Below are 18,602 nucleotides of genomic sequence, written 5' to 3'. Positions count from 1 at the left end.
GTTTGCGTTTACGAGGTCCAAACGGCGCGCGTGACGAGTTCATCCTCGCAGCCACCGCCCAAAACCTTCGAAAGATGGCCAAGCTGATCCCGATGCCCAAGCCGAGGCTCGCATAGAGGCGGTTGAGCAGTTCGGCCAAGCCGCGACGGAGCTATTACAACTAATACTGCCGGCCTTTTTCAACAGAATCGGCCAGTGTCAGAAACGAGAACAAGGGGCCCGCCAGCGTGAACCGGCGGGCTGATTGCAACGGCCTTAATGGGGATCTTTGTCTTCTCGATTGAGGAGCTCCAGTCGTCGTTCTAGCTCTTGCATCTTCGTCGCAAGCCTCGCCGCCAGAACGTCATTGACCACCGTGTGCAGTTGCCACACCTCTTCGAGAGACATACTCTCAAACGGCTTCCGCTCCATGAATCACCCGACCCACGCGTTTCCATAGCTTGGGCTTAGAAGCGGGAGCCTGGCAATTCCTTGTAGGTGAGCGGGAAGGTTATCTACAGGTGCGGCGTCGGGCCACCTTCTTGAAAGCCGACCGGCTCGCCCTCAACCGAAAGTGCCGCAACTCAGCGTGCGCCAGTCGATTCCGCAGGTTGGCCAATTCGGCCATCTGACCTTCGAGAAATGCAAATCGCTTCTGCAGTGAAATGGCGCGATGGAAAACAACTTGATCAAAGGTACTCATCATTATCCCTCAACCCAACAAAATAATTTAATAAATACGCGAGATATCGTGACAGAATTATCACTGCGCTTAATGTTCACTAGTGTGCACAACTCAAAAAAATGCCGGCGTGAACCGGCGGGCTCCCGTCGCAAATCCCGCCTATCAACACGCGGCGGTGTCGATCTCCGCTCTGCGGGCGGTTTGGGCGATGTGCTCACCATCCCTCACGAACGTGGGCCTCCAGTGCATGCAGAACCGGCTCGCGTTCTCGGCGCCCATGGAGAAAAGCCCGGGCCGTTAGTTGGCAATCTTGTCCCTGCCGGTCCCCAGGGCCGGAGGCCAGTGTCAGGGGGCTTTGAACCTGGATCGACTCCGGAGATTCCTCAGATATCGAGTAACGGACCCTCCCGAAGTTCATCCGGCTCTTTCTGCTAAAAACCCGAAAAGGATGGGGCGGCCGCCAGTAGACAGCGAGGCGGTGAACGTCCGCATCACGGCTGACGCGCTGAAAATACCAGATGATTGGCGTTGCCAGCAGGAAGACCTTCCCGGCGCCGACCCGAAGCCATCCGCCGCCTCGTCGAGATCGGGCTGAACGGCGGAAGAGAAATAAGCTTAAGCTGAGCCCCTAGCCGCGCGCCACAGGCAGAGCGATCGAGCCGTCATAAGGCTGTGGCATAGACGTTGCATCATAACTGCCAACTGAGATTTCAGTGCTCAGGTTGAAAATGGGCGCTCCCGAGACGCATATTTCGGGGTGGACTTTTTTTAATGTATTGGGACTTGGCTCATGCCTTACGACGCAGCCACCGTACAGATGCTTCGCGACGTTCTCGACGAAGTTCTCTCCAGCCCGTCGTTCACCCTTCAGCGGCAGCGATCCGCCATAGAGGTCGCCGAGCGCGTGCTTAAGCTCGCTGCCCAGGGGGAGCGTCAACCCGAGAACATCAAGCGACACTTGCGAAACGAGTTCTTTGCGTCGGATATCTCGCGGCATTGAAAGGGCTTAAGCTAACTTTGAGAGTATTGAGCCACCTCAATGCTCCAAAATAGACCTCCTCGCCTTAAAACCGATGAACGAAGATCATCCGGCGAGCCTACGGCTACTTTGACGTTGATCATGAGCAAAAAACCACCCAGCGCGCCACCAAGGCGGTTTGACCTGCCACCGAACTTTCATCCGGCCGCGGTTAGAGCCTCGGGGTTTTGTACGCCAAGTGGCGCGGTTGGAGCAACGGACGATCGGCGGAGCTGGTCGGGGTTGCGTAGCCGATCGTCCGTTGCGGTGAGGTGGGCGGCATAAGCCGCGGGGGTCATGTATTTCAGCGACGAGTGAGGCCGCTGAAGATTGTAGTCGGCAAGCCAATTGGCGATCTTCGCGGGCGTCGTCGAGATCGAAGAAGAGAGTCTCGTTGAGCAGCTCGTCACGCATCCGGCCGTTGAAACTCTCGACGAAGCCGTTCTGCATCGGCTTTCCCGGTGCAATGAAGTGCCAGTCGATGGCTGCGTCCCTGCACCAGGCGAGCATGGCATTGCAGGTGAACTCGGTGCCGTGGTCGGACACGATCATTCCTGGCTTGCCGCGTCGTTCGACGACGGCCGTCAGTTCGCGAGCGACGCGTCGTCCTGAGATCGATGTATCCGGAATGGCGCCCAAACATTCCTTGGTGACGTCGTCGACGATGTTGAGAATGCGGAAGCGCCGACCGTTGGCGAATTGGTCGTGGACGAAATCCAGCGACCAGCGCGCGTTGGGCATCGCCTCGACTAGGATCGGGGCACGGGTCCCCACGGCCTTGCGGCGAGCCCGCCGCTTGCGGACGGTGAGCCCTTCTTCCCGATAAAGCCGGTAGATCCGGTTGATCCCCGATGGCTCACCCTCCCGCCGCAGCAGCGCGAACAGCCGGCGGTAGCCGAAACGCCGCCGCTCGTTGGCAAGGTCACGCAGCCGGCCACGGAGAGTCGCGTCCGGAGGACGGCTGGAGCGATAGCGGATCATCTTCCGATCCGCTCCGACAATCGAACAGGCCCGCCGCTCCGACAGGCTCATGACGGCCTGCAGATGCGCGACCGCAGCGCGCTTGGCGGCGGGCCCTACCATTTTTTTGAAAGAAGCTCGCGAAGGGCGGCGGCGTCGAGCATCTGCTCGGCCAGAAGCTTCTTCAGCTTCGCGTTCTCGTCCTCCAGCGCCCTCAGCCGCTTCGCCTCTGAAACGTCCATGCCGCCGAATTTGGCCTTCCAATTGTAGATCGTTGCTTCCGAGACCCCGTGCTTGCGAGCCAGGTCGGCCGTCTTTGCCCCAGCCTCATGCTCCTTCAACACTGCGATAATCTGTTCTTCCGTGAACCTTGCTCGCTTCATCTGTCCGTCCTTCTTCGGCCGGACTCTAACTCCATCTGGAGGAAATACGCAGGGGCAGGTCAGGTTTGAAAGCCCCCCGCAGGTCCAAGCCGCCACACCAAGCAGCAGCTACATAGTCGATCGGTATTGAACTACGTCCAGCCCCTCACGGGGTTCTGTCCGCTTCTTATCAGGGGCGTCGAAGGATCTGGACAAGCCGAGTGAGGCTACAGCCTGCTACTCCGCCGCCGAACTTTTCCAAGACGTCGGCAAGGTGGCCATGCCGATCGGGGGTTAGGTGTTGCGCAAGTTCGAGCGAAACGGCGACAGTTAAGACGAAGATCATGATCCCCGTAAAGTGTCGAGGGTAAGCGCTCATAAAGAGTGTGCCTAACACGCTGTAGGCCACAAACCGTTCTGGCCCCGCATGGCCAGTCTCTGGTCGGAGACCGATAGGCGACAAGCTCATAGAAATGATCGCGATGAGTGCAGTCCAAGCCGCCACGAGCAGCAAATTGCGTATCATAGCAGCTACATAGTCCATCGGCATGAGCTCAGAGCCGGCGGGAAAGTTTGGACTGTAGATTACGATCGGCTCATCGACCGGGCCGGGCGGATCATAGCACGAGGGCACGCCAGCCCTCGCGGAAGACCTAACCAATCCGCAGATTGCCGGCTGACTGCTTGCCGCGATCAGTGACAATCTCGTAGCTGACCTTCGCGCCCTCGGCCAAGCTAGTGAAGCCAGCTTTCTCGACGGCAGAGATGTGCACGAATACGTCCTTACCGCCGTCGTCCGGCGCGATGAATCCATAGCCCTTGGTCGGGTTAAACCACTTAACAGTACCGATCGCCACGCTCGCATCTCCACAAATGAACGGGGGCAATTTGGCAGAATTTGCGGAAAAAGAAAGCCCGCCGGCGAGCGGCTCTAGTGCTGGGTTGCCGGTTGGGCTTCCTATACGATTGAGGCCATTGGCGGTTTTCCAGATCGGCGCTACAAGGAAAGCCTTATTTAAGCCGTTGTCGTTGATAGTGGCGGCCCTAAGCAATATTTTACTTCGGGAGTAATGTTGTGGATTTGGACCTCCGACACGCGCTCGAAGACTTGATGGGCGACATTCAAAAACGCCAGCGGCACATTGAAGACCAAATGTTTCTGATCAGCGTTCTGGACCGTGACGGTCATAACACCGTTGAGCAGCAAGCTGCGCTAAAGTTCGAACGCAAGCAGCTCGCCGTGCAAATGGAATGGCAGACAAAGCTCCTTCAGAAGGCCTCCCGCCGGTGATCGCCCGTCGTTCTCTGCTGCGGAATGAGGAAAACCCGCCAGCCGATGCCAACGGCTTCCCGCCGCCAACGCGTGCTAAGCGAACGATCTGCGGAACGATTCCGCCTCGTCTCCGCCACGAGATCGACCAACACCGGCGAGCCAAAGGCTTGGCGCCAATCCTTCTCCTCATCCCGGTTGCGCCGATTAGAATGCTACCGCAGACGCACTGGCCCACATCTCGTCAATTAACCCGCCCATCCGCTCATCGCTTGAGACCCGACTCAAGGCAAAAACAATGAGTGCCGTATTCGAGCTGCTTTCTAGACTGCAGCTGCCACACTGGCTGATCGTCGCGGGAAGCATCTTGATTATCACGAGCGCGCTCGGTCTCCTCATAGCCCGTCGGAAATCATGAAACACGAAGTCCCGCTCGAGCAAGAAGTCGCGGTCAAACAGCTGCGGCGCGCAGCCAAACGTAGCCGCCCGAGCCAATCGACCTCAGTAGTACTTCATGGGCGGGAGACAGACGCAAATCGCGAGTTTGCACCAGATCGCGGCTCTGACGGTGTCGTATGGTTTCTTATTGCCCTCAGCATGTTCATTGTCGCCCATGCAATCTGCGTCAGGATTGGCGCCATCTGAAGCGCCCCTGAAACAGGCTGCCCGGATCTCACGGCAGCAAAGGTGGTTCAGCCGCAGAGAAGGGGTGCGCAAGGTTGCTCCTTTGGGAGGCGCCCTCTTCAGCAGCCGGCGAGATTGTTTGGACCAAAACGGCGCCACTCCCATGAAGGTGCGGCTCCTTTCGCGACCAAGCCACACATCTGCGTTTCGTTCCTAGGCGTTTGTGGAGCCGTTTCCGTCGGCCGACGTCGAGTAAGGGCCAAGTCGGTCGGATCAGTTCTGGAGGGATACGCCCTACACTTTTGGGGGGCGGGCTCCCCAGCAGGGGGTGATGGCCGGCAACCGAACTATAGGCGAGACCAGACGTTATCGACAAATGTCAGACGCTTTCGATTACTTTTGGGCTTACGCTGTCCGAGCTCTTTGCAAGGCGAGATCAATGCCGAGGGGGAGGACGAAGCATCTGCAGCTGGTGGTCGGCCGGATCTACAACCTCCTCAAGAAGGAAGCGGCCTACGGTCCAAATATCCAGCACCTTGAGGACTTCCGCACAGCTCAGAAGCTCGAGAGCTCTCTCGATGGGCGGCCAAGTGACAGGCCAAGCGGTCGCCTTGCTCCCGCGACGCCGCAAGCCATGGAGCGGGAGGCTCGTTGAATGCCTTCGCTCGACGCTCGCGGTGTGGCAGGTCTCCTGCGAGAGTACGCGCAGCGCACCGCACTGCGAGGCGGCAATCCCTATCGGTCGAAGGCCTATTCGAGAGCCGCCGACAGCCTGGCGGCTCTTGCCGTCCCTCTCGACGTGCTCGTCGCCGAAGACCGATTGACGGAGATCCCCGGGGTCGGTGATGCGATCGCCGACATCGTCACCAAGCTCCACAAGACGGGCAGCCATCCGAGCCTCGAAAAGCTGCGGAAGGAGATACCCGCTGGTGTGCTCGAGATGCTCGCTGTGCCCGGCCTTCGTCCGGAGAAGGTGCTGCGGCTCTACCAAGATCTTGGCATCGCGTCCCTCGCCGAACTGGAGGCGGCCGCCAAGGACGACAGCATCAAGAAGGCGAAAGGACTCGGCGCCGCACTGCAGACCAAGATCCTGCAGAACCTAGCTATCGCCAAAAGCGGAGAAGGCCGCCTGCATTTGCACCGTGCCGCCGCCCTGCTCGCGCACGCGAAGGAATCCATCCGGAAGGCCCGGCCCGAGTTCAAGCGCGTGACGATCGCTGGCGATTTCCGTCGCGGCTGCGAGCTCGTCGGCGACCTCGCGATCGTTGCGGAGGCTGCCAAGTCGGACAAGACGTGGATGCCGTCAGCCGAAGGATTGCAAGTCCGCGTTTCCGACCGCAAGCACTTCGGCGCCGCCCTTCTGTTCGCGACCGGCTCCGCGGCTCACGTCGAACGGCTTAAGGCGCTTGCCGCGGAGAAGGGGCTCCGTTTGGAAGCCGACGGCTTGCACAAGGGTCGCACCCTGATCGCCGGCGACGAAGCCGATATCTATCGAGCCCTGGGCCTCCCCTTCATCGATCCCGAGCTCCGAGAGGGGCGCGGCGAGGTCGAGCTTGCCCTGAAGGGCCAGCTGCCGAAGCTCGTCACCGATCAGGACCTTCGTGGAATCCTTCACTGCCACACCGACGCCTCAGACGGGACCGAGACCCTGGAGACGATGGCCAAGGCCACGCGCCAGCGCGGCTTTGAGTATTTCGGAGTCGCGGACCATTCCAAGTCCGCGCACTATGCCGGCGGCCTCTCGGTGGAAGAGATCGCGCAGCAGCACCGGGAAACCGGCCGCTTTAACAAGCGCTGCGGGAAGGATTTTCGGATCCTCAAGGGCATCGAGTCCGACATTCTGGCCGACGGCTCGCTGGACTATCCGGACGACGTGCTGGAGCGCTTCGACTTCGTGGTTGCGAGCATCCACGGCCGCTTCAAACTTGACCGCAAGGCGCAGACGCAGCGCCTCCTGCGGGCCATCTCGCATCCTCATACCACCATCGTCGGTCACATGACCGGCAGGCAGCTGCAGCGGCGGCCAGGCTACGAAATCGACATCGAGAAGGTTCTTCGGGCATGCGCGAAGGATGACGTCGTCGTCGAGATCAACGCACACCCGTGGCGGCTCGACCTGGATTGGCGTTGGCACCAGGCCGCCCTCGAGTTTGGCTGCATGCTGAGCATCAATCCGGACGCCCATTCCATACCCGAGCTCGACCACATGCACTGGGGCGTGCTGATGGCCCGCAAGGGCGGTGTCCCTCCCGAACGGGTCCTGAACGCGATGACGCTTCCGGAGATCACGCGCTACCTCCGCCAGAGGCGGCGCTCGCTCGCCCGGGCCGCCTGATGCCGCAGGGACACGATCTCTCGCTCGAGGGAAGGGTAGTGGCTGTCGCCGCCGACCGCGGGCACCACTTCAGCAAACCGACCCGGGACTGCATTGCGTTGGTGGAAGGCCATGGCTTGGAAGGAGACGCCCACGCCGGCGCGTTCGTCCGGCACCGCTTTCTCGCCCGCCGACGACCCCGCCTGCCCAATCTCAGGCAGGTCCACCTGATCCCCTCCGAGCTGTTCGCGTACCTCGGCAAAGCTGGCTTCTCAATCGCAGCGGGAGACCTCGGCGAGAACGTCACCACTGCCGGCCTGGATCTGGAGCGGATGCCGCTCGGCACCCTCATCGAACTGGGGCCCACGGCCATCGTCGAGCTGACCGGTCTCCGGACGCCTTGTGTCCTCATCGACCGCTTCCAAGCGGGCCTTAAACGGCACGTGCTCTCGTCGGCGGAAACGGGCCCTCCATTTAAATCAGGGGTGCTGGGCGTGGTTCGAGCCGGCGGACTGGTCGCGGCGGGCGATGCCGCGCGGGTTCGCCTTCCGTCCTCTTCGCTTCGGGCCTTGCCCGCTCTGTAGAAGGACCCGGCCATGGCCCGAAAATCGACCCTGCCTCATCGCCTGCAGCCCATGCTGGCCACGCTGACCGATTCACCGTTCGACGATCCCAATTGGGTCTTCGAGGACAAATTCGATGGTTTCCGCATGCGCGGAAATCCGGCGTGGTCGGGTCGCGCTCTACAGCCGCAACGGGAAGATCATCAGCCGCTCCTACGTGGAGGTCGCGAAAGCGCTAGAGGACGTGAAGGGGGACGCCGTGATCGATGGCGAGCTCGTCGCGATCGGGAAGGACGGTGCATCCCATTTCCAGTTGCTCCAGAACGCCCTGCGCCATGAGGCCAAGCTTCTGTACTGCGCGTTCGACCTCATGTTCGCGGACGGCGAGGACCTGCGCGCGCTGCCGCTCCTCGAGCGCAAGAAGCGGCTAAAGCCCATTCTGCCCCGCCACAAGCTGATCGCGTTCAGCAATCACCGCAAAGGGAGCGGCACAAAGTTCTTTGCAGAAGCCGAGCAGAGGCATCTGGAGGGCATCATGGCCAAGCGCGCCGACAGCCCATACGCGTCCGGACGCCGGACCGCCGATTGGCTGAAGGTGAAGACCGCGCAGCGGCAGGAGGTCGTGATCGCCGGCTTCACGGCGCCGAGTCGAACCCGGCCCTTCTTCGGCGCCCTCGTGCTGGCGGTACGCGAAGATGAGGCATGGCGGTACATCGGCCACGTCGGCACCGGCTTCAGCCACCAGGTTCTTGAAGAGCTTCACGGCAAGCTCATGAGGCTCAAAACGGCGAAGTCGCCCTTTCCTGCGAAGGTGAAGGATGAGCGGGTCACCACCTGGGTGCGTCCTTCGCTGGTCGCGGAAGTAAAGTTCGCGGAGTGGACCAGCAAGGGCGAGCTGCGCCAGCCGGTCTATCTCGGCCTTCGGTCCGACAAGAACGCCAAGGACGTCGTTCGCGAAAAGAAGTGGTCGCGAACCTAACGCCGCCGAGACGAAGGTGCGCCCTGTTCAACCGGCGTCGCGCTCGGATGCCGAAGGCCACGGCGGCAGCGGCGGCAACCCGAGAGCCTTGCGTACAGGTCCGAACGACCTCCGGTGAGCTGCGCATGCGCCAAGCCTGGCGAGCGCCTCATAATGAGCCGGCACCGGGTAACCCTTGTGATCCGCGAATCCGTAGCCGGGGTGACGCACGTCGAGCGTCCGCATGACACTGTCGCGCTCGACTTTCGCGAGGATGGAGGCGGCGGCGATGCTGGCGGACTTGGCGTCGCCCCTAATGATGGCCTGCTGAGGGATGTCGATTTGCTTCAACCGCTTCGCATCGATAAGCAAGTGCTGCGGCGTCAACCCTAGCCCCCGGACGGCACGCTGCATAGCCTGGATACCTGCCCAATAGATATTGATCGCGTCGATCTCCTCGACCTCGACGAACGCCACACACCAACACTCTGCCTTTTCCTTGATCTCTTTCGCGAGTTCTTCGCGTGCCGCGGCGTCAAGTTTTTTCGAGTCGTCGATTCCGACTATCCGCGTGCCGGGCTTCAGGATCACGGCGCCAGCGGAGACGGGCCCGGCGAGAGGGCTCATTCCGGCCTCGTCCACGCCTGCCACGGCAGGTTGGCCACGTTCCCAAAGAGAGGTCTCGAAGCGGAGCATCTTGCGGAGCCGCTGCCCTTCGGACCTGTTTTCGAAGCGCCGTTTATCGATTGAAGCCAGGATGGCGCGAGCTCCCGCGCGGGTGTCGGCCCGCAAGATCTGCTCGACGCTGGCCTCGAGCGGTCTTTTCTCGACGACATAGCGCTGACGCAATACATCGAGTGAATACTGGAACATCGCGGCCTTCGTGAAGACTGACTGTAGAGTAGCGTGTCGATGAACTTTGTGGCGATTGTCTGAAGCTAAGCTATACCGCCATCATCGCCTGCGCAGTGCCCTGTCGAAAGGAACCGCCGGTTCAGCTGAGGTCCCAACATTCAGCGCGGCGCCTGAATCCGCACCTCGCGTCTGGCGGCTCAGAGCGGAACCAACCTGTGTCTTCATCCCTTTAGAAAGAGCGGAGCCTCGCTCCCAGGGTGCTTCCGAGGGACAGGCCAATGCTCCGACAGACCGGCAACGAAGAACAGGTTCTGGACCGCACCGCCGAAGTGGCGGCCACCATCGCGGAAGAAGGGCTTCGGTACGTCAGCGACTCCACGCCGGGATACACGCGCAAGCGGACCGGGACCACGTTCAGCTACTACGACAAGGACGGCAAGCGCATCACCGACGCCGCCGTCATCCGGCGCATCAGGTCAATCGGAATCCCGCCGGCCTACGAATCCGTGTGGATCTGCCCCTCGGCCAACGGCCACATCCAGGCGACCGGGCTCGATGCGCGGGGCCGCAAGCAGTACCGCTACCATCCGAAATGGCGCGAGCTCCGGGACCAGAACAAGTACGAGCACATCATCCAGTTCGCGGCCGCGCTGCCCGCCCTGCGGGAGCGGGTCGCCGCCGACATGAAGCGGGACGGAGTGCCCCGCAAGAAGGTGCTGGCCACGATCGTCAGTCTTCTTGAGAAGACGTTGATCCGGGTCGGGAACGCCGAGTATGCCGAGAAAAACAAGTCCTACGGGCTCACTACCATGCGCCGCAAACACGTCACGGTTGGGCGCGGCATCCTTCGGTTCGACTTCACCGGCAAGTCGGGCAAGCAATGGAAGCTTCGCGTCGAGGACAAGCGGATAACCGCGATCGTGAAGCGCTGCGCGGAGATCCCGGGACACGAACTCTTCAAGTACCTGGACGACGACGGACAGCCCCGCACGGTCGATTCCGGCGACGTCAACGCCTACATCAAGGACATTACGGGCGAGGACTTCAGCGCGAAGGATTTCCGGACCTGGGCGGGCACGGTTCTGGCGGCGTTGGCTCTGGCCGAATTCAAGAAACACGATAGCCAGGCCGAGGCGAAGCGCAACGTCGTCGCAGCAATCGAAAGCGTCTCGAAGCAGCTCGGCAACACACCGGCAATCTGCCGCAATTGCTACGTGCACCCCGAAATCCTGAACGCCTACGTGTCCGGTGACCTCGTGAAGATGATTGAAGCCAAGATCGCGCAGAAGTTCAAGCGCCAGTACGCCAAGCTCACTTCCGACGAGATCATGGTGCTGGCATTTCTCCGCAAACGTCTCGATTCTATAGAGGCGCCCGCTTAGCCTGGCGTACCAGCCCCGCACGCCTGCGTCCTCGCGCCGACGTTACCTCATGGGGCGTTTGCCCTCGCCCTTTCGCGCGCCACGCGACGACGTTCACGTCGTTCGCGGCGCCGCTTGGCCCGATCGGCGGGCTGTCGCAGCGGAGGAACGGGCGTCGGCGAAGACACGATCGTCTGCTCAACTGAAAGCGCGTGGAAGTTCGCAGCGGAGCGGGCTTCCATGAATTCGAGCACTGTCCGTCCCTTGGACGTGATCTGCCAGCCGCCGCTGATGCGTTCGACCAACGCTTGTGACCAGATGTCGAGATCCGGGACCGTGCCGCGAGCCGCCTGGTCCGGTCCGCCCAGTCGCGTCCGCTGGTCGCCAAAATGGCCATGTCGCACTTGAGGTCCTCCATCACGGCGAAGCCTCCGGATAGCTCACCAGGATCTTGAGGACGGCACCTGGACATTCAGGCCCGCCTCGACCGCTCAGCGCCACATCGTGGGCGCGCGAGAGAGGACGTCGCGGCCAACTTGCCTGTGCTCCTCCGAAGAGACTTCTCCCTTGGTCGCGGCTTCCAGGATCTTCGAAGCCACGTGAGTCCGTGCTCCAATCTCGTAGTGCGAGACGCTTTCGCAGACTCCCTCGAAGACCGCGCGCAAAAGCGCGGTGGTTGCCGAGTCGAACATGAAATGCCCCCTGAAGGGAAAATTCAATCTTAGCCGAATTGCCGACTTGGGATTCATGTATGTTAAGCGCTAGGAAATAGGGAAGCGGCGGCGAGCGTGTGAGATGGAGGATCGTCTCGCGGGCAACTCCAAGGATTGGGGGTTGGCGTGGCACGTCGGCTTCCACACTAGCTGCAGACTTCGCGCTTGTTGCAGTCGACGGGCGCTAGTGACCGTGAGCCGCCATTCACAGGCAGCACGTCACTGCTTAAAACCGACGCGGTTCAGGTCTCCGCAACGTTCGGCGATCAGCCATCCGTCGACGCCTCCCGGCAGCTTGACGTCCGTGATGAGAACGTCGGCGATAAAACGGCCTTTGGAGAGACTCAACGCGCGGAGGGCTGATTTTTCTCAAACTGACACCGTTGAGCATAGGTCTGGAAGATCGCTAGCAATACGTTTGTTGGTTGGAGTTGCTACCAAATCATCTCGACATCGCAGAGCGCGCCATTGATCTCGGTTTATGCGGAGCCCCAATAATCCACGGGTTTGGAACGCCACATCACAATGCCTGTTGACCTGCAGAAATGAAGTCGCACCCCCATTTTCCTGGAGCGTCAGATGAGCAAACGCAAACCGGCGACAGCGCTGAAGCGCGCCCGCAATCCGAAATCGGCCGCGCGGGCTCAACCGAACAAGCAGGCCATTGTTCGAAGCCAGAAAGAGGATTTACTTCGCTCTGTTGCGGCAGTCCCGATTGAGCCGCCTCTTGGGCTTCATGATGATCCTGAAGAGCCTCGGGTGGATGCCTTACCCGATGACCTCAGTCAGAGAATGACGGGTAGCGATCCAATGAAAGGCTTTGCTTTAGCGACGGCAAACATGCAGGCGTATCAAGCCAAGCTTCTTGAAATTGCCGGGGCCAACGCGCAGTTAGCTTTTGAATTCGGCCTCAGACTTGCGTCGATCAGGTCACCAACTGAATTTATCGGCGTCATTACGGAGTTTACAAACAGGCGATTCGATATGTTCGGGCAGCATTCGAAAGAATTGGCGGCATATCCGTTCTGGCGCATCAATCCGCCCCGAGAGCTCACGGCTCTGCCGGGATGATAACTGGCGACAAAGGATGGACGCAAACGCGGATCACGCACGCGCCGGTCACGGTTGGTTGCTGTCGGCTGGGAGCGCGGCTCACAACGAGGGGAATCAGTGCCTGCCATCGCGGATAAGTTGACACCATGTCCACAACTGAAACCGTGCTGCTGATCGTTTTGGCCGCACCTGTCGTTCTGATCCTACTGAATACGCAAGTCAGTGTCACTGACTGGTCCTGCGGCTCGCCGCCGTAAGGACGCGGCCACGACGTAGTGTGGAGGCGATGATGCTGCTCCCGCAAACGTCCGGAGTTGGGCCCCTAGCTGACATGCTGTTTGAAAGCTTCGATGTCGTCTTTGGGTTGCTTAGCGGACGTGGACCGGCGGCTCGACCAGGTTTGCGCCAGGAGGGTGCACCTAGCTTCAATGGAACTGGGAACAATTTCCGGGCGATCTGATTGAAAATTGCTGTGCTCGGATAGACGAGAATTAATCCTGAACGAGCTTCTAATCAGATAGGAGCAGCAAATGGATGGCGAACGTAAATCATCAGAAGCAGGGGAACGGGCCGCTCAAGGCTTGCGCGAGGCAACTGCTAAGGAAGAAGCGAAGAACGAGAGCAAGAAGGAGCACGATCTAGCCAAGGGCGCTGATCGCTTCGAAGAACGCTCTAAGAGCTCCGATGGAAACAGCGCAGAAGAAAAGCAAAAAGGGTAAATCAAACACCCGACGCGGCGTTTCCTAGCAAATGGCTCCGCAATGACGCTTGAGGCCCTTACTTGCGAGGGGTACATCCCGCCTTCGCTAACTCCTCGTTCTCTTATTGGCTTGAGAAAGAGGCGGTTCGCGTGAAGCTGGCCTAAACACCTCTCGAAGATCGGATCCGCCGGAGCCTCCCCGGTGGCTTTTGATGGCACGAATCTGACGTCGGGCGATGAACCTCGATGTTCGCTCCCGGCGGCGGAGCGGGCGTGGGGCAAGGATGAAGCGGTCGTTCGGGCTCGGCCATCCGCCTAATGGGTGCACGCTTAGGCAGCGTAGATCAATCTAAGTTGGGCTTCGAACCGGATGCTGCGCTTGCCCGCAAGTGCTGTGCCCTCAAGCGAGCCGCCCCCCGCATTGCAGGTCCCTGAAAAACCAATTCCGATCTCGTGTCCGCCAAAGACTGGGTCTTCACCTCGCGCTGGCGTATGTTCCTGATTGACCATCTGGCCCTTCCACCGGCCGTTAGATGAGGAATAAGACCCGAGATAATAGAAAAAAGCATCGCCCCTAAGATACGGCCGTTGTTCAAAAGCAAGACCCCTGTCAATCCGCCGCGCACGCCGTCCAGTATCCTCAAATGGATCGAGTACAGCCCATTCAAAATGCCACCTTCACCGATCAAGCCAGGCGCGGCAAGGTCGCTCTCTTCCAGCGGCGTCATAACAGACGGAAAGATGGCGTGGGGCATTTGCGGCGAGCTTCCCTCAAAGTGGAACGCCTCGCCCACCGCCCGCCCCGTGACCGCAATAGTCAAAATATCTGACCCGAGCAGCGATTGATGATCAGCACCAAAATTGTGCCGCCGGCTCGTTACATCGACGGCAATTGAGTCTCCATCAAAACGGTAGGTTCCTATATGCGCGAAGCCAGAATTGCCGCCTAGCAACTTGCCGTGCGGACGTAGGTGACGCTACGTCCCACAGCATCGTTGATCTTGAACTCGCTTTTGAAAGAAACCTGCGAAACGCCTTGTCGAGTTGCGCATCCGGCATCCTAGCTCAACTAAATTTGATTTTCGTGGGTATCGCTTGAACCCGGATGAGAGAAGAGGATCCGCGACCCCAGGCGCCAACATTTAAGACTGGCCAAGGCGTCCCTCGAGAAGAGGCGCATTCGGCTCCCTCGAAATTACTTGAGATTGACGGTACGAAAATAACAAATGGTGGTACACGTCGGTGGTTCAAAATCCTGCCGAGCCTTTCGGGAATCCTTGGTTTGCGGCGGTTTTCGCGCAGTGGCGGCATGGGGGACGGGGTCCCACTATCTCTGTCAGAGAGTCCTTTGGCACCGCCGTAGAAGGCAGCGACTATCAAGGAGGCCAGTCAGCGTCTCCGACTTATACGATCTCCTTCTTGGTGAGATTGCACGGAATATGCTAAACGTTGCCGCTGCAGTGCCTCTAGGGGTGCCACACAAAAATAGGTCGTCGGGCCGAAATACCAATAACTCAACGTGCAATGGGATTGTCGTAATAGTTCAATCCTGTCCGGCAGCGACTAACGGCAGACTGATAAGCATAATACCTTATCAGTTGGTCAACTGAGTATGAAACCTTATCAGTCGACCGAGCGCCCGCCTCTAAGCAAAGTAACCGGCGCCTAATCGATGCAATTGCCTGCAGAGTAATCGAAATACTTCCGATAACAGCTCTTCTCGGAAGCTATCGGTAGAGACTTAGATGACGCTGCCAGCAGACAAAGCGGCGCAATGAGGGGCGCATGGGCATGGACCGGATGCGTCAGGAACACATGGGTCGCATGATGGAAGACATGGACCATCGCACCACGGGTGGTGGTTGGCGAATGCAGCGCGATGAGGATGACATGGACGTCACTCGCGTTATCAAGATGAGGATCGGCCGCGCCGTCGCGTCAAGATCTGCTTCGAATACGACAACGGGGACGAATTTTGCCGCTACCCGGACTGAAGGACTTCCACTGATTCAAACTCTCTTCACCGGCAGGCCCGCACGGCGCGCCTACAGCGCAGTCGTTGTTTAATCCGCACGCAGCGAATTCTTATCTTCGGGCCACGCGTATGGCGTACGAGCTGTTCCTGGCGACCGCCGCCAAGCGGGTGCCCTCCGGGCCCGACTTGATCCACGAAGTAAAGCACGACGGCTACCGAATGCTCGTCATCCGGCAGACGAGCGCGTGCGCCTGCTCTCGCGCAACGGTACCGACTGGGACGAAGCGCTATCCCTGTATAGCCGAGGGGGCGCTGAAGAACCGGCAGAAGCGTTTTGTGATCGATGGCGAGGCCGTCATCCTCGGCATGGACGGGATTTAGCGACTTCAACGCGCTGCACGGCCGTGAATTCGACCAGGAGGTGCAGCTATACGCGTTCGACATTCTCGCGATGGGCGCCCATGATTTGCGGTCGCTGCCGCTCCACATGCGGAAAGCAAACTTGCAGCAGCTATTGGCGCGCCGGCCGGACGGGATAAGCGTAGCCCTTTCGAGCGAGGAGAGATCGGATCTGAACTATTCCGAGCAGCGTGCCGGATGGGCCTAGAGGGCTTGGTATCCAAGCACCGGGATCGGCCTTACCGAGGCGACCGGCAGAAGCACTGGCTCAAGGTGAAGAACCGGAGCCATCCTGCGATGGGACGGGAGCTTTAGAACCGGGCCACAGGCGCCGCTCTGAAGGCGCCGCTCTGATACGGGCTCCCCCGCCCGTGCCGCGACGTTCCGCACGATCGGCGCGGCTGATGAACCTAGCACACACTCGCCAACCTGGCGAAGATCTTAGCCTGCCATTACCGAGAATCTGTCAGCTTGCACCTGGGACGGGGCCGTGGGGGACATACGCGGCGCTGCTCAGAAGGTGAAGGCTCGCCAGCCCCGGCCGGCCTTCCTCCACCTTCATGCACGTTAATCCTGCTGAAAATTGTGAATTAGATCATATTGCCTCCCAGAAATGCTGCGGTAGGGTCAGCCTCATCGGGGCTGGCTGCATATTTCACTTGATCTTTTCACCCGGCTTTTTTGACCATTGCGCTGGCCGCAGCAGTCACCCTGCTGCGGCCTTCGTGCTGACGGGAAGTCTGCGCCAATCCCCAAGTAGATTTGTTCTCCGCCGCAAGTTTTCCGTTTTTATGTCGACCATTTTTTCCGGCGTCCAAATTGCCATTGGAGACCTTTATGGCCAAAGACCATTGCTTGATTGTTCGTGCTGCCGGGAAACAGCTTGACCTGCTACGAGGCGAAGCCTCCCGCATCGCAAAAGAAGCTAATATCACTTGGTGGACCGACCGAGCGGAGATCGGCACCAGGTTCTGCTTTGAAGATTCCAAATCGAAAGATTCATTTGCCCTCACCTGCGACGGACTCGGCATTAGCTGCCAGGACGGCTGACCCCCAAATGAAAAACCCGCCGGCCTGGGAGCCGACGGGTTCTCTTTGCCCTTGCGTACCGCGCTACTTGTCACCAATCCGCGATGATCAATCGTAACGCGGTACAGTTGATGCTCGGTTGCCGCTTCAACCGCCTAGCTGCCGCTGATGCATTCTGAGCGTCCGGCGCCGTCGCTTCATCGCTCCTCGCTCAGCAGGCGCTCTGGGAGATCACGGGATTTTTCGCCGATATAATTCCCACGGGATTTATCCACCGCGGCCGCCACCTTCCTTGAACCGTTCAGACCCCGAGCATGTACTTTGCTTGGAAGACTTCGGCGCGCAGGCTGCGCAGGGCCTGTAATTCAGAATCCGCGTGCCCGGATAACTCGAAGCCGCGGCATAGATCCAATCGCAACCGCAACCTTAGGAACGCATCGCGTCGATCGTGTGGGCGATCAGGACCGCTACGCTGACGAAGGTCTTGAGTACGGTAGGGTTGATCGACAACTTTCGTACCCGCTTGCCTATCGCTGCGGAACCGGCGCTGCGCGCAGGGTTGCGCGCTACAGACTTTGTGCTAAACGGCGTCCTAAACATCGAAGGAGCGCAGAGTGGCCAAGAAAGCGAAGAACGTTCGCCGTGAGTGGACCAAGGAAGACATTAAAGAACTGAAAGCGCATTCCAAGGCCCGGACGCCGGTTGTCAAAATCGCCAAGATGACTAAGCGAACTGAGGGCGCATTACGTCAGAAGGCGATTGTCCTGGGAATTGGACTCGGTCACCAGCGGTGATCGCGAAGCCAGCAACCAATCGGCGATTGCGTTTGGAAGTTACTCTACACCCGCGGCACACCCGCGGCGCCGACCTATTCTGCTGGAAGCCAACGCCCCGCCTTTTGCGCGAACTGCGAAACTAGACTTGCGCTCATCCGTTTCGCAGGACGTCTAATTCAGCAATTTGAATTTCGAGAACTGCTGACGTTGCCCCCAAGTTTTATCCAGTCCTGAGTTCGCCCCGGCTGTTGGATTTACCCGAATGGGCGGTGGTAGCGACGGGAGCTGGTGCGGAGCCATCGGCATAGCGCAGCGCCAGATCCCGTCGCGGGTTGCAGGTGAAGGCAAACTCCGATGGTGTTTTCCATCCGAGTTGCGAGTGAGGTCGCGTATCGTTGTAGTCGGCCCGCCAATGTCCGAGTTCGACCCGGGCCTGGGCCAGCGACGTGAACAGCGTCTCGTTCAACAATTCGTCTCGGAGACGGCCATTGAAGCTTTCGATGAAGGCATTCTGCGTCGGCTTGCCGGGCGCGATGTAATGCCAGGCGACGCGGCTCTGATCGGCCCATGTCAGGATGGCGTTGCTGGTCAATTCGGTGCCGTTGTCGCTGACCACCATTTTGGGCTTGCCGCGCTCGATGATCAGCCGGTCCAGCTCCCGCGCCACCCGCGAGCCCGACAGCGAGGTGTCGGCCACCAACGCTAGGCATTCGCGCGTGCACTCGTCGACCACGGTCAGGATGCGGAAGCGGCGGCCATCGGTGAGCTGGTCCGAGACGAAGTCGAGCGACCAGCGGTCATTCGGCGCTATAGGCACCACCATCGGCGCCCTGGTCCCGAGCGCCCGCTTGCGGCCACCACGGCGACGGACCGCGAGCCTCTCTTCCTGGTAGAGCCGGAACAGTTTCTTGTGGTTGACCAGATAGCCCTCCCGCCTGAGCAGAACATGCAGGCGCCGATAGCCGAAGCGACGGCGCACCTCGGCAATCGCTCTCATGCGTTGGCGTA

General features: G+C 59.9%; 17 protein-coding genes and 4 pseudogenes. 12 read left to right on the top strand and 9 right to left on the bottom strand.

Going from position 1 to position 18,602, the window contains the following annotated elements:
* Nucleotides 1-1,454 precede the first annotated feature (1,454 nt).
* The gene (locus IVA78_RS23660) at nucleotides 1,455-1,664 is read left to right on the top strand and encodes a hypothetical protein (protein WP_247468235.1); all 210 of its coding nucleotides are present in this window, start codon (nucleotides 1,455-1,457) and stop codon (nucleotides 1,662-1,664) included.
* 176 nt (nucleotides 1,665-1,840) lie between these two features.
* Here the strand turns inward: IVA78_RS23660 and IVA78_RS23655 are convergent.
* The 4 genes and pseudogenes from IVA78_RS23655 to IVA78_RS23640 all read right to left on the bottom strand — a co-directional run.
* A pseudogene (locus tag IVA78_RS23655) lies at nucleotides 1,841-2,108 on the bottom strand (transposase); the annotation flags it as partial.
* Nucleotides 2,097-2,777 (bottom strand): annotated as a pseudogene (locus IVA78_RS23650) (IS3 family transposase); the annotation flags it as partial. The pseudogenes IVA78_RS23650 and IVA78_RS23655, both read right to left, overlap by 12 nt.
* Complete coding sequence (locus IVA78_RS23645; protein WP_027576741.1) at nucleotides 2,759-3,025, bottom strand: transposase; 267 nt, start codon at nucleotides 3,023-3,025, stop codon at nucleotides 2,759-2,761. The pseudogene IVA78_RS23650 and the gene IVA78_RS23645, both read right to left, overlap by 19 nt.
* 632 nt (nucleotides 3,026-3,657) lie before the next feature.
* Nucleotides 3,658-3,861 (bottom strand): cold-shock protein, encoded by a 204-nt coding sequence (locus IVA78_RS23640; RefSeq protein WP_247468237.1) that lies wholly within the window; start codon nucleotides 3,859-3,861, stop codon nucleotides 3,658-3,660.
* Nucleotides 3,862-4,079: 218 nt separating this feature from the next.
* On the opposite strand from IVA78_RS23640, the gene IVA78_RS23635 reads away from it, so the two are divergent.
* The 4 genes and pseudogenes from IVA78_RS23635 (at nucleotide 4,080) to ligD (ending at nucleotide 8,754) form a co-directional block, all read left to right on the top strand.
* Nucleotides 4,080-4,295 carry a hypothetical protein gene (locus IVA78_RS23635; protein WP_247468234.1) on the top strand — a complete coding sequence of 72 codons (216 nt, stop codon included), beginning with the start codon at nucleotides 4,080-4,082 and terminating at the stop codon, nucleotides 4,293-4,295.
* A 1,258-nt stretch (nucleotides 4,296-5,553) separates the two neighbouring features.
* Nucleotides 5,554-7,233, top strand: a complete 1,680-nt coding sequence (locus tag IVA78_RS23630; RefSeq protein ID WP_247468231.1) for a DNA polymerase/3'-5' exonuclease PolX — start codon at nucleotides 5,554-5,556, stop codon at nucleotides 7,231-7,233.
* A complete protein-coding gene (locus tag IVA78_RS23625) occupies nucleotides 7,233-7,796 on the top strand; it encodes an MOSC domain-containing protein (protein WP_247468227.1) in 564 nt (187 codons plus the stop codon). Before IVA78_RS23630 ends, IVA78_RS23625 begins: the two co-directional genes overlap by 1 nt.
* A gap of 12 nt (nucleotides 7,797-7,808) precedes the next feature.
* A pseudogene (gene ligD / locus IVA78_RS23620) lies at nucleotides 7,809-8,754 on the top strand (non-homologous end-joining DNA ligase).
* A 27-nt stretch (nucleotides 8,755-8,781) separates the two neighbouring features.
* Here ligD and IVA78_RS23615 read toward each other — a convergent pair.
* A complete protein-coding gene (locus tag IVA78_RS23615; protein WP_247468226.1) occupies nucleotides 8,782-9,606 on the bottom strand; it encodes a ribonuclease HII in 825 nt (274 codons plus the stop codon).
* 260 nt (nucleotides 9,607-9,866) lie between these two features.
* On the opposite strand from IVA78_RS23615, the gene IVA78_RS23610 reads away from it, so the two are divergent.
* Nucleotides 9,867-10,970, top strand: coding sequence for a DNA topoisomerase IB (locus IVA78_RS23610; RefSeq protein WP_247468224.1), 1,104 nt, complete (start codon nucleotides 9,867-9,869; stop codon nucleotides 10,968-10,970).
* 47 nt (nucleotides 10,971-11,017) lie between these two features.
* On the opposite strand, the pseudogene IVA78_RS23605 reads toward IVA78_RS23610, so the two are convergent.
* Nucleotides 11,018-11,444 (bottom strand): annotated as a pseudogene (locus IVA78_RS23605) (hypothetical protein).
* A complete protein-coding gene (locus tag IVA78_RS23600) occupies nucleotides 11,441-11,641 on the bottom strand; it encodes a hypothetical protein (RefSeq protein WP_247468222.1) in 201 nt (66 codons plus the stop codon). Before IVA78_RS23600 ends, IVA78_RS23605 begins: the two are co-directional and overlap by 4 nt.
* Before the next feature lie 600 nt (nucleotides 11,642-12,241).
* Here IVA78_RS23600 and IVA78_RS23595 point away from each other — a divergent pair.
* Nucleotides 12,242-12,733 (top strand): phasin family protein, encoded by a 492-nt coding sequence (locus IVA78_RS23595; protein ID WP_247468219.1) that lies wholly within the window; start codon nucleotides 12,242-12,244, stop codon nucleotides 12,731-12,733.
* Nucleotides 12,734-13,245: 512 nt separating this feature from the next.
* Entirely contained in the window at nucleotides 13,246-13,434 is a 189-nt protein-coding gene (locus IVA78_RS23590; protein ID WP_247468218.1) for a hypothetical protein, read from the top strand.
* Nucleotides 13,435-13,759: 325 nt separating this feature from the next.
* Here the strand turns inward: IVA78_RS23590 and IVA78_RS23585 are convergent, their stop codons facing one another.
* The gene (locus IVA78_RS23585) at nucleotides 13,760-14,368 is read right to left on the bottom strand and encodes a GrlR family regulatory protein (RefSeq protein ID WP_346275312.1); all 609 of its coding nucleotides are present in this window, start codon (nucleotides 14,366-14,368) and stop codon (nucleotides 13,760-13,762) included.
* A gap of 832 nt (nucleotides 14,369-15,200) precedes the next feature.
* On the opposite strand from IVA78_RS23585, the gene IVA78_RS23580 reads away from it, so the two are divergent.
* From IVA78_RS23580 to IVA78_RS23565, 4 genes are all read left to right on the top strand, one after another.
* Entirely contained in the window at nucleotides 15,201-15,482 is a 282-nt protein-coding gene (locus tag IVA78_RS23580) for a hypothetical protein (RefSeq protein WP_247468216.1), read from the top strand.
* A gap of 37 nt (nucleotides 15,483-15,519) precedes the next feature.
* Nucleotides 15,520-15,771, top strand: coding sequence for a hypothetical protein (locus IVA78_RS23575; protein WP_247468213.1), 252 nt, complete (start codon nucleotides 15,520-15,522; stop codon nucleotides 15,769-15,771).
* An 855-nt stretch (nucleotides 15,772-16,626) separates the two neighbouring features.
* On the top strand, nucleotides 16,627-16,839 hold the full coding sequence (locus tag IVA78_RS23570) for a hypothetical protein (RefSeq protein ID WP_247468211.1): 213 nt from the start codon (nucleotides 16,627-16,629) through the stop codon (nucleotides 16,837-16,839).
* A 593-nt stretch (nucleotides 16,840-17,432) separates the two neighbouring features.
* Nucleotides 17,433-17,612, top strand: coding sequence for a hypothetical protein (locus tag IVA78_RS23565; protein WP_018321683.1), 180 nt, complete (start codon nucleotides 17,433-17,435; stop codon nucleotides 17,610-17,612).
* A 202-nt stretch (nucleotides 17,613-17,814) separates the two neighbouring features.
* On the opposite strand, the gene IVA78_RS23560 is transcribed toward IVA78_RS23565, so the two are convergent.
* Nucleotides 17,815-18,602, bottom strand: a 788-nt coding sequence (locus tag IVA78_RS23560; protein WP_247466789.1) for an IS3 family transposase, incomplete at its 5' end; no start/stop codon positions are given.

The organism is Bradyrhizobium sp. 137 (assembly GCF_023074095.1).
In the GTDB taxonomy this organism is placed as follows: Bacteria; Pseudomonadota; Alphaproteobacteria; order Rhizobiales; family Xanthobacteraceae; genus Bradyrhizobium.
The sequence above is the reverse complement of the archived record's forward strand: the minus strand, read 5'-3'. Positions and strand labels throughout refer to the sequence as shown.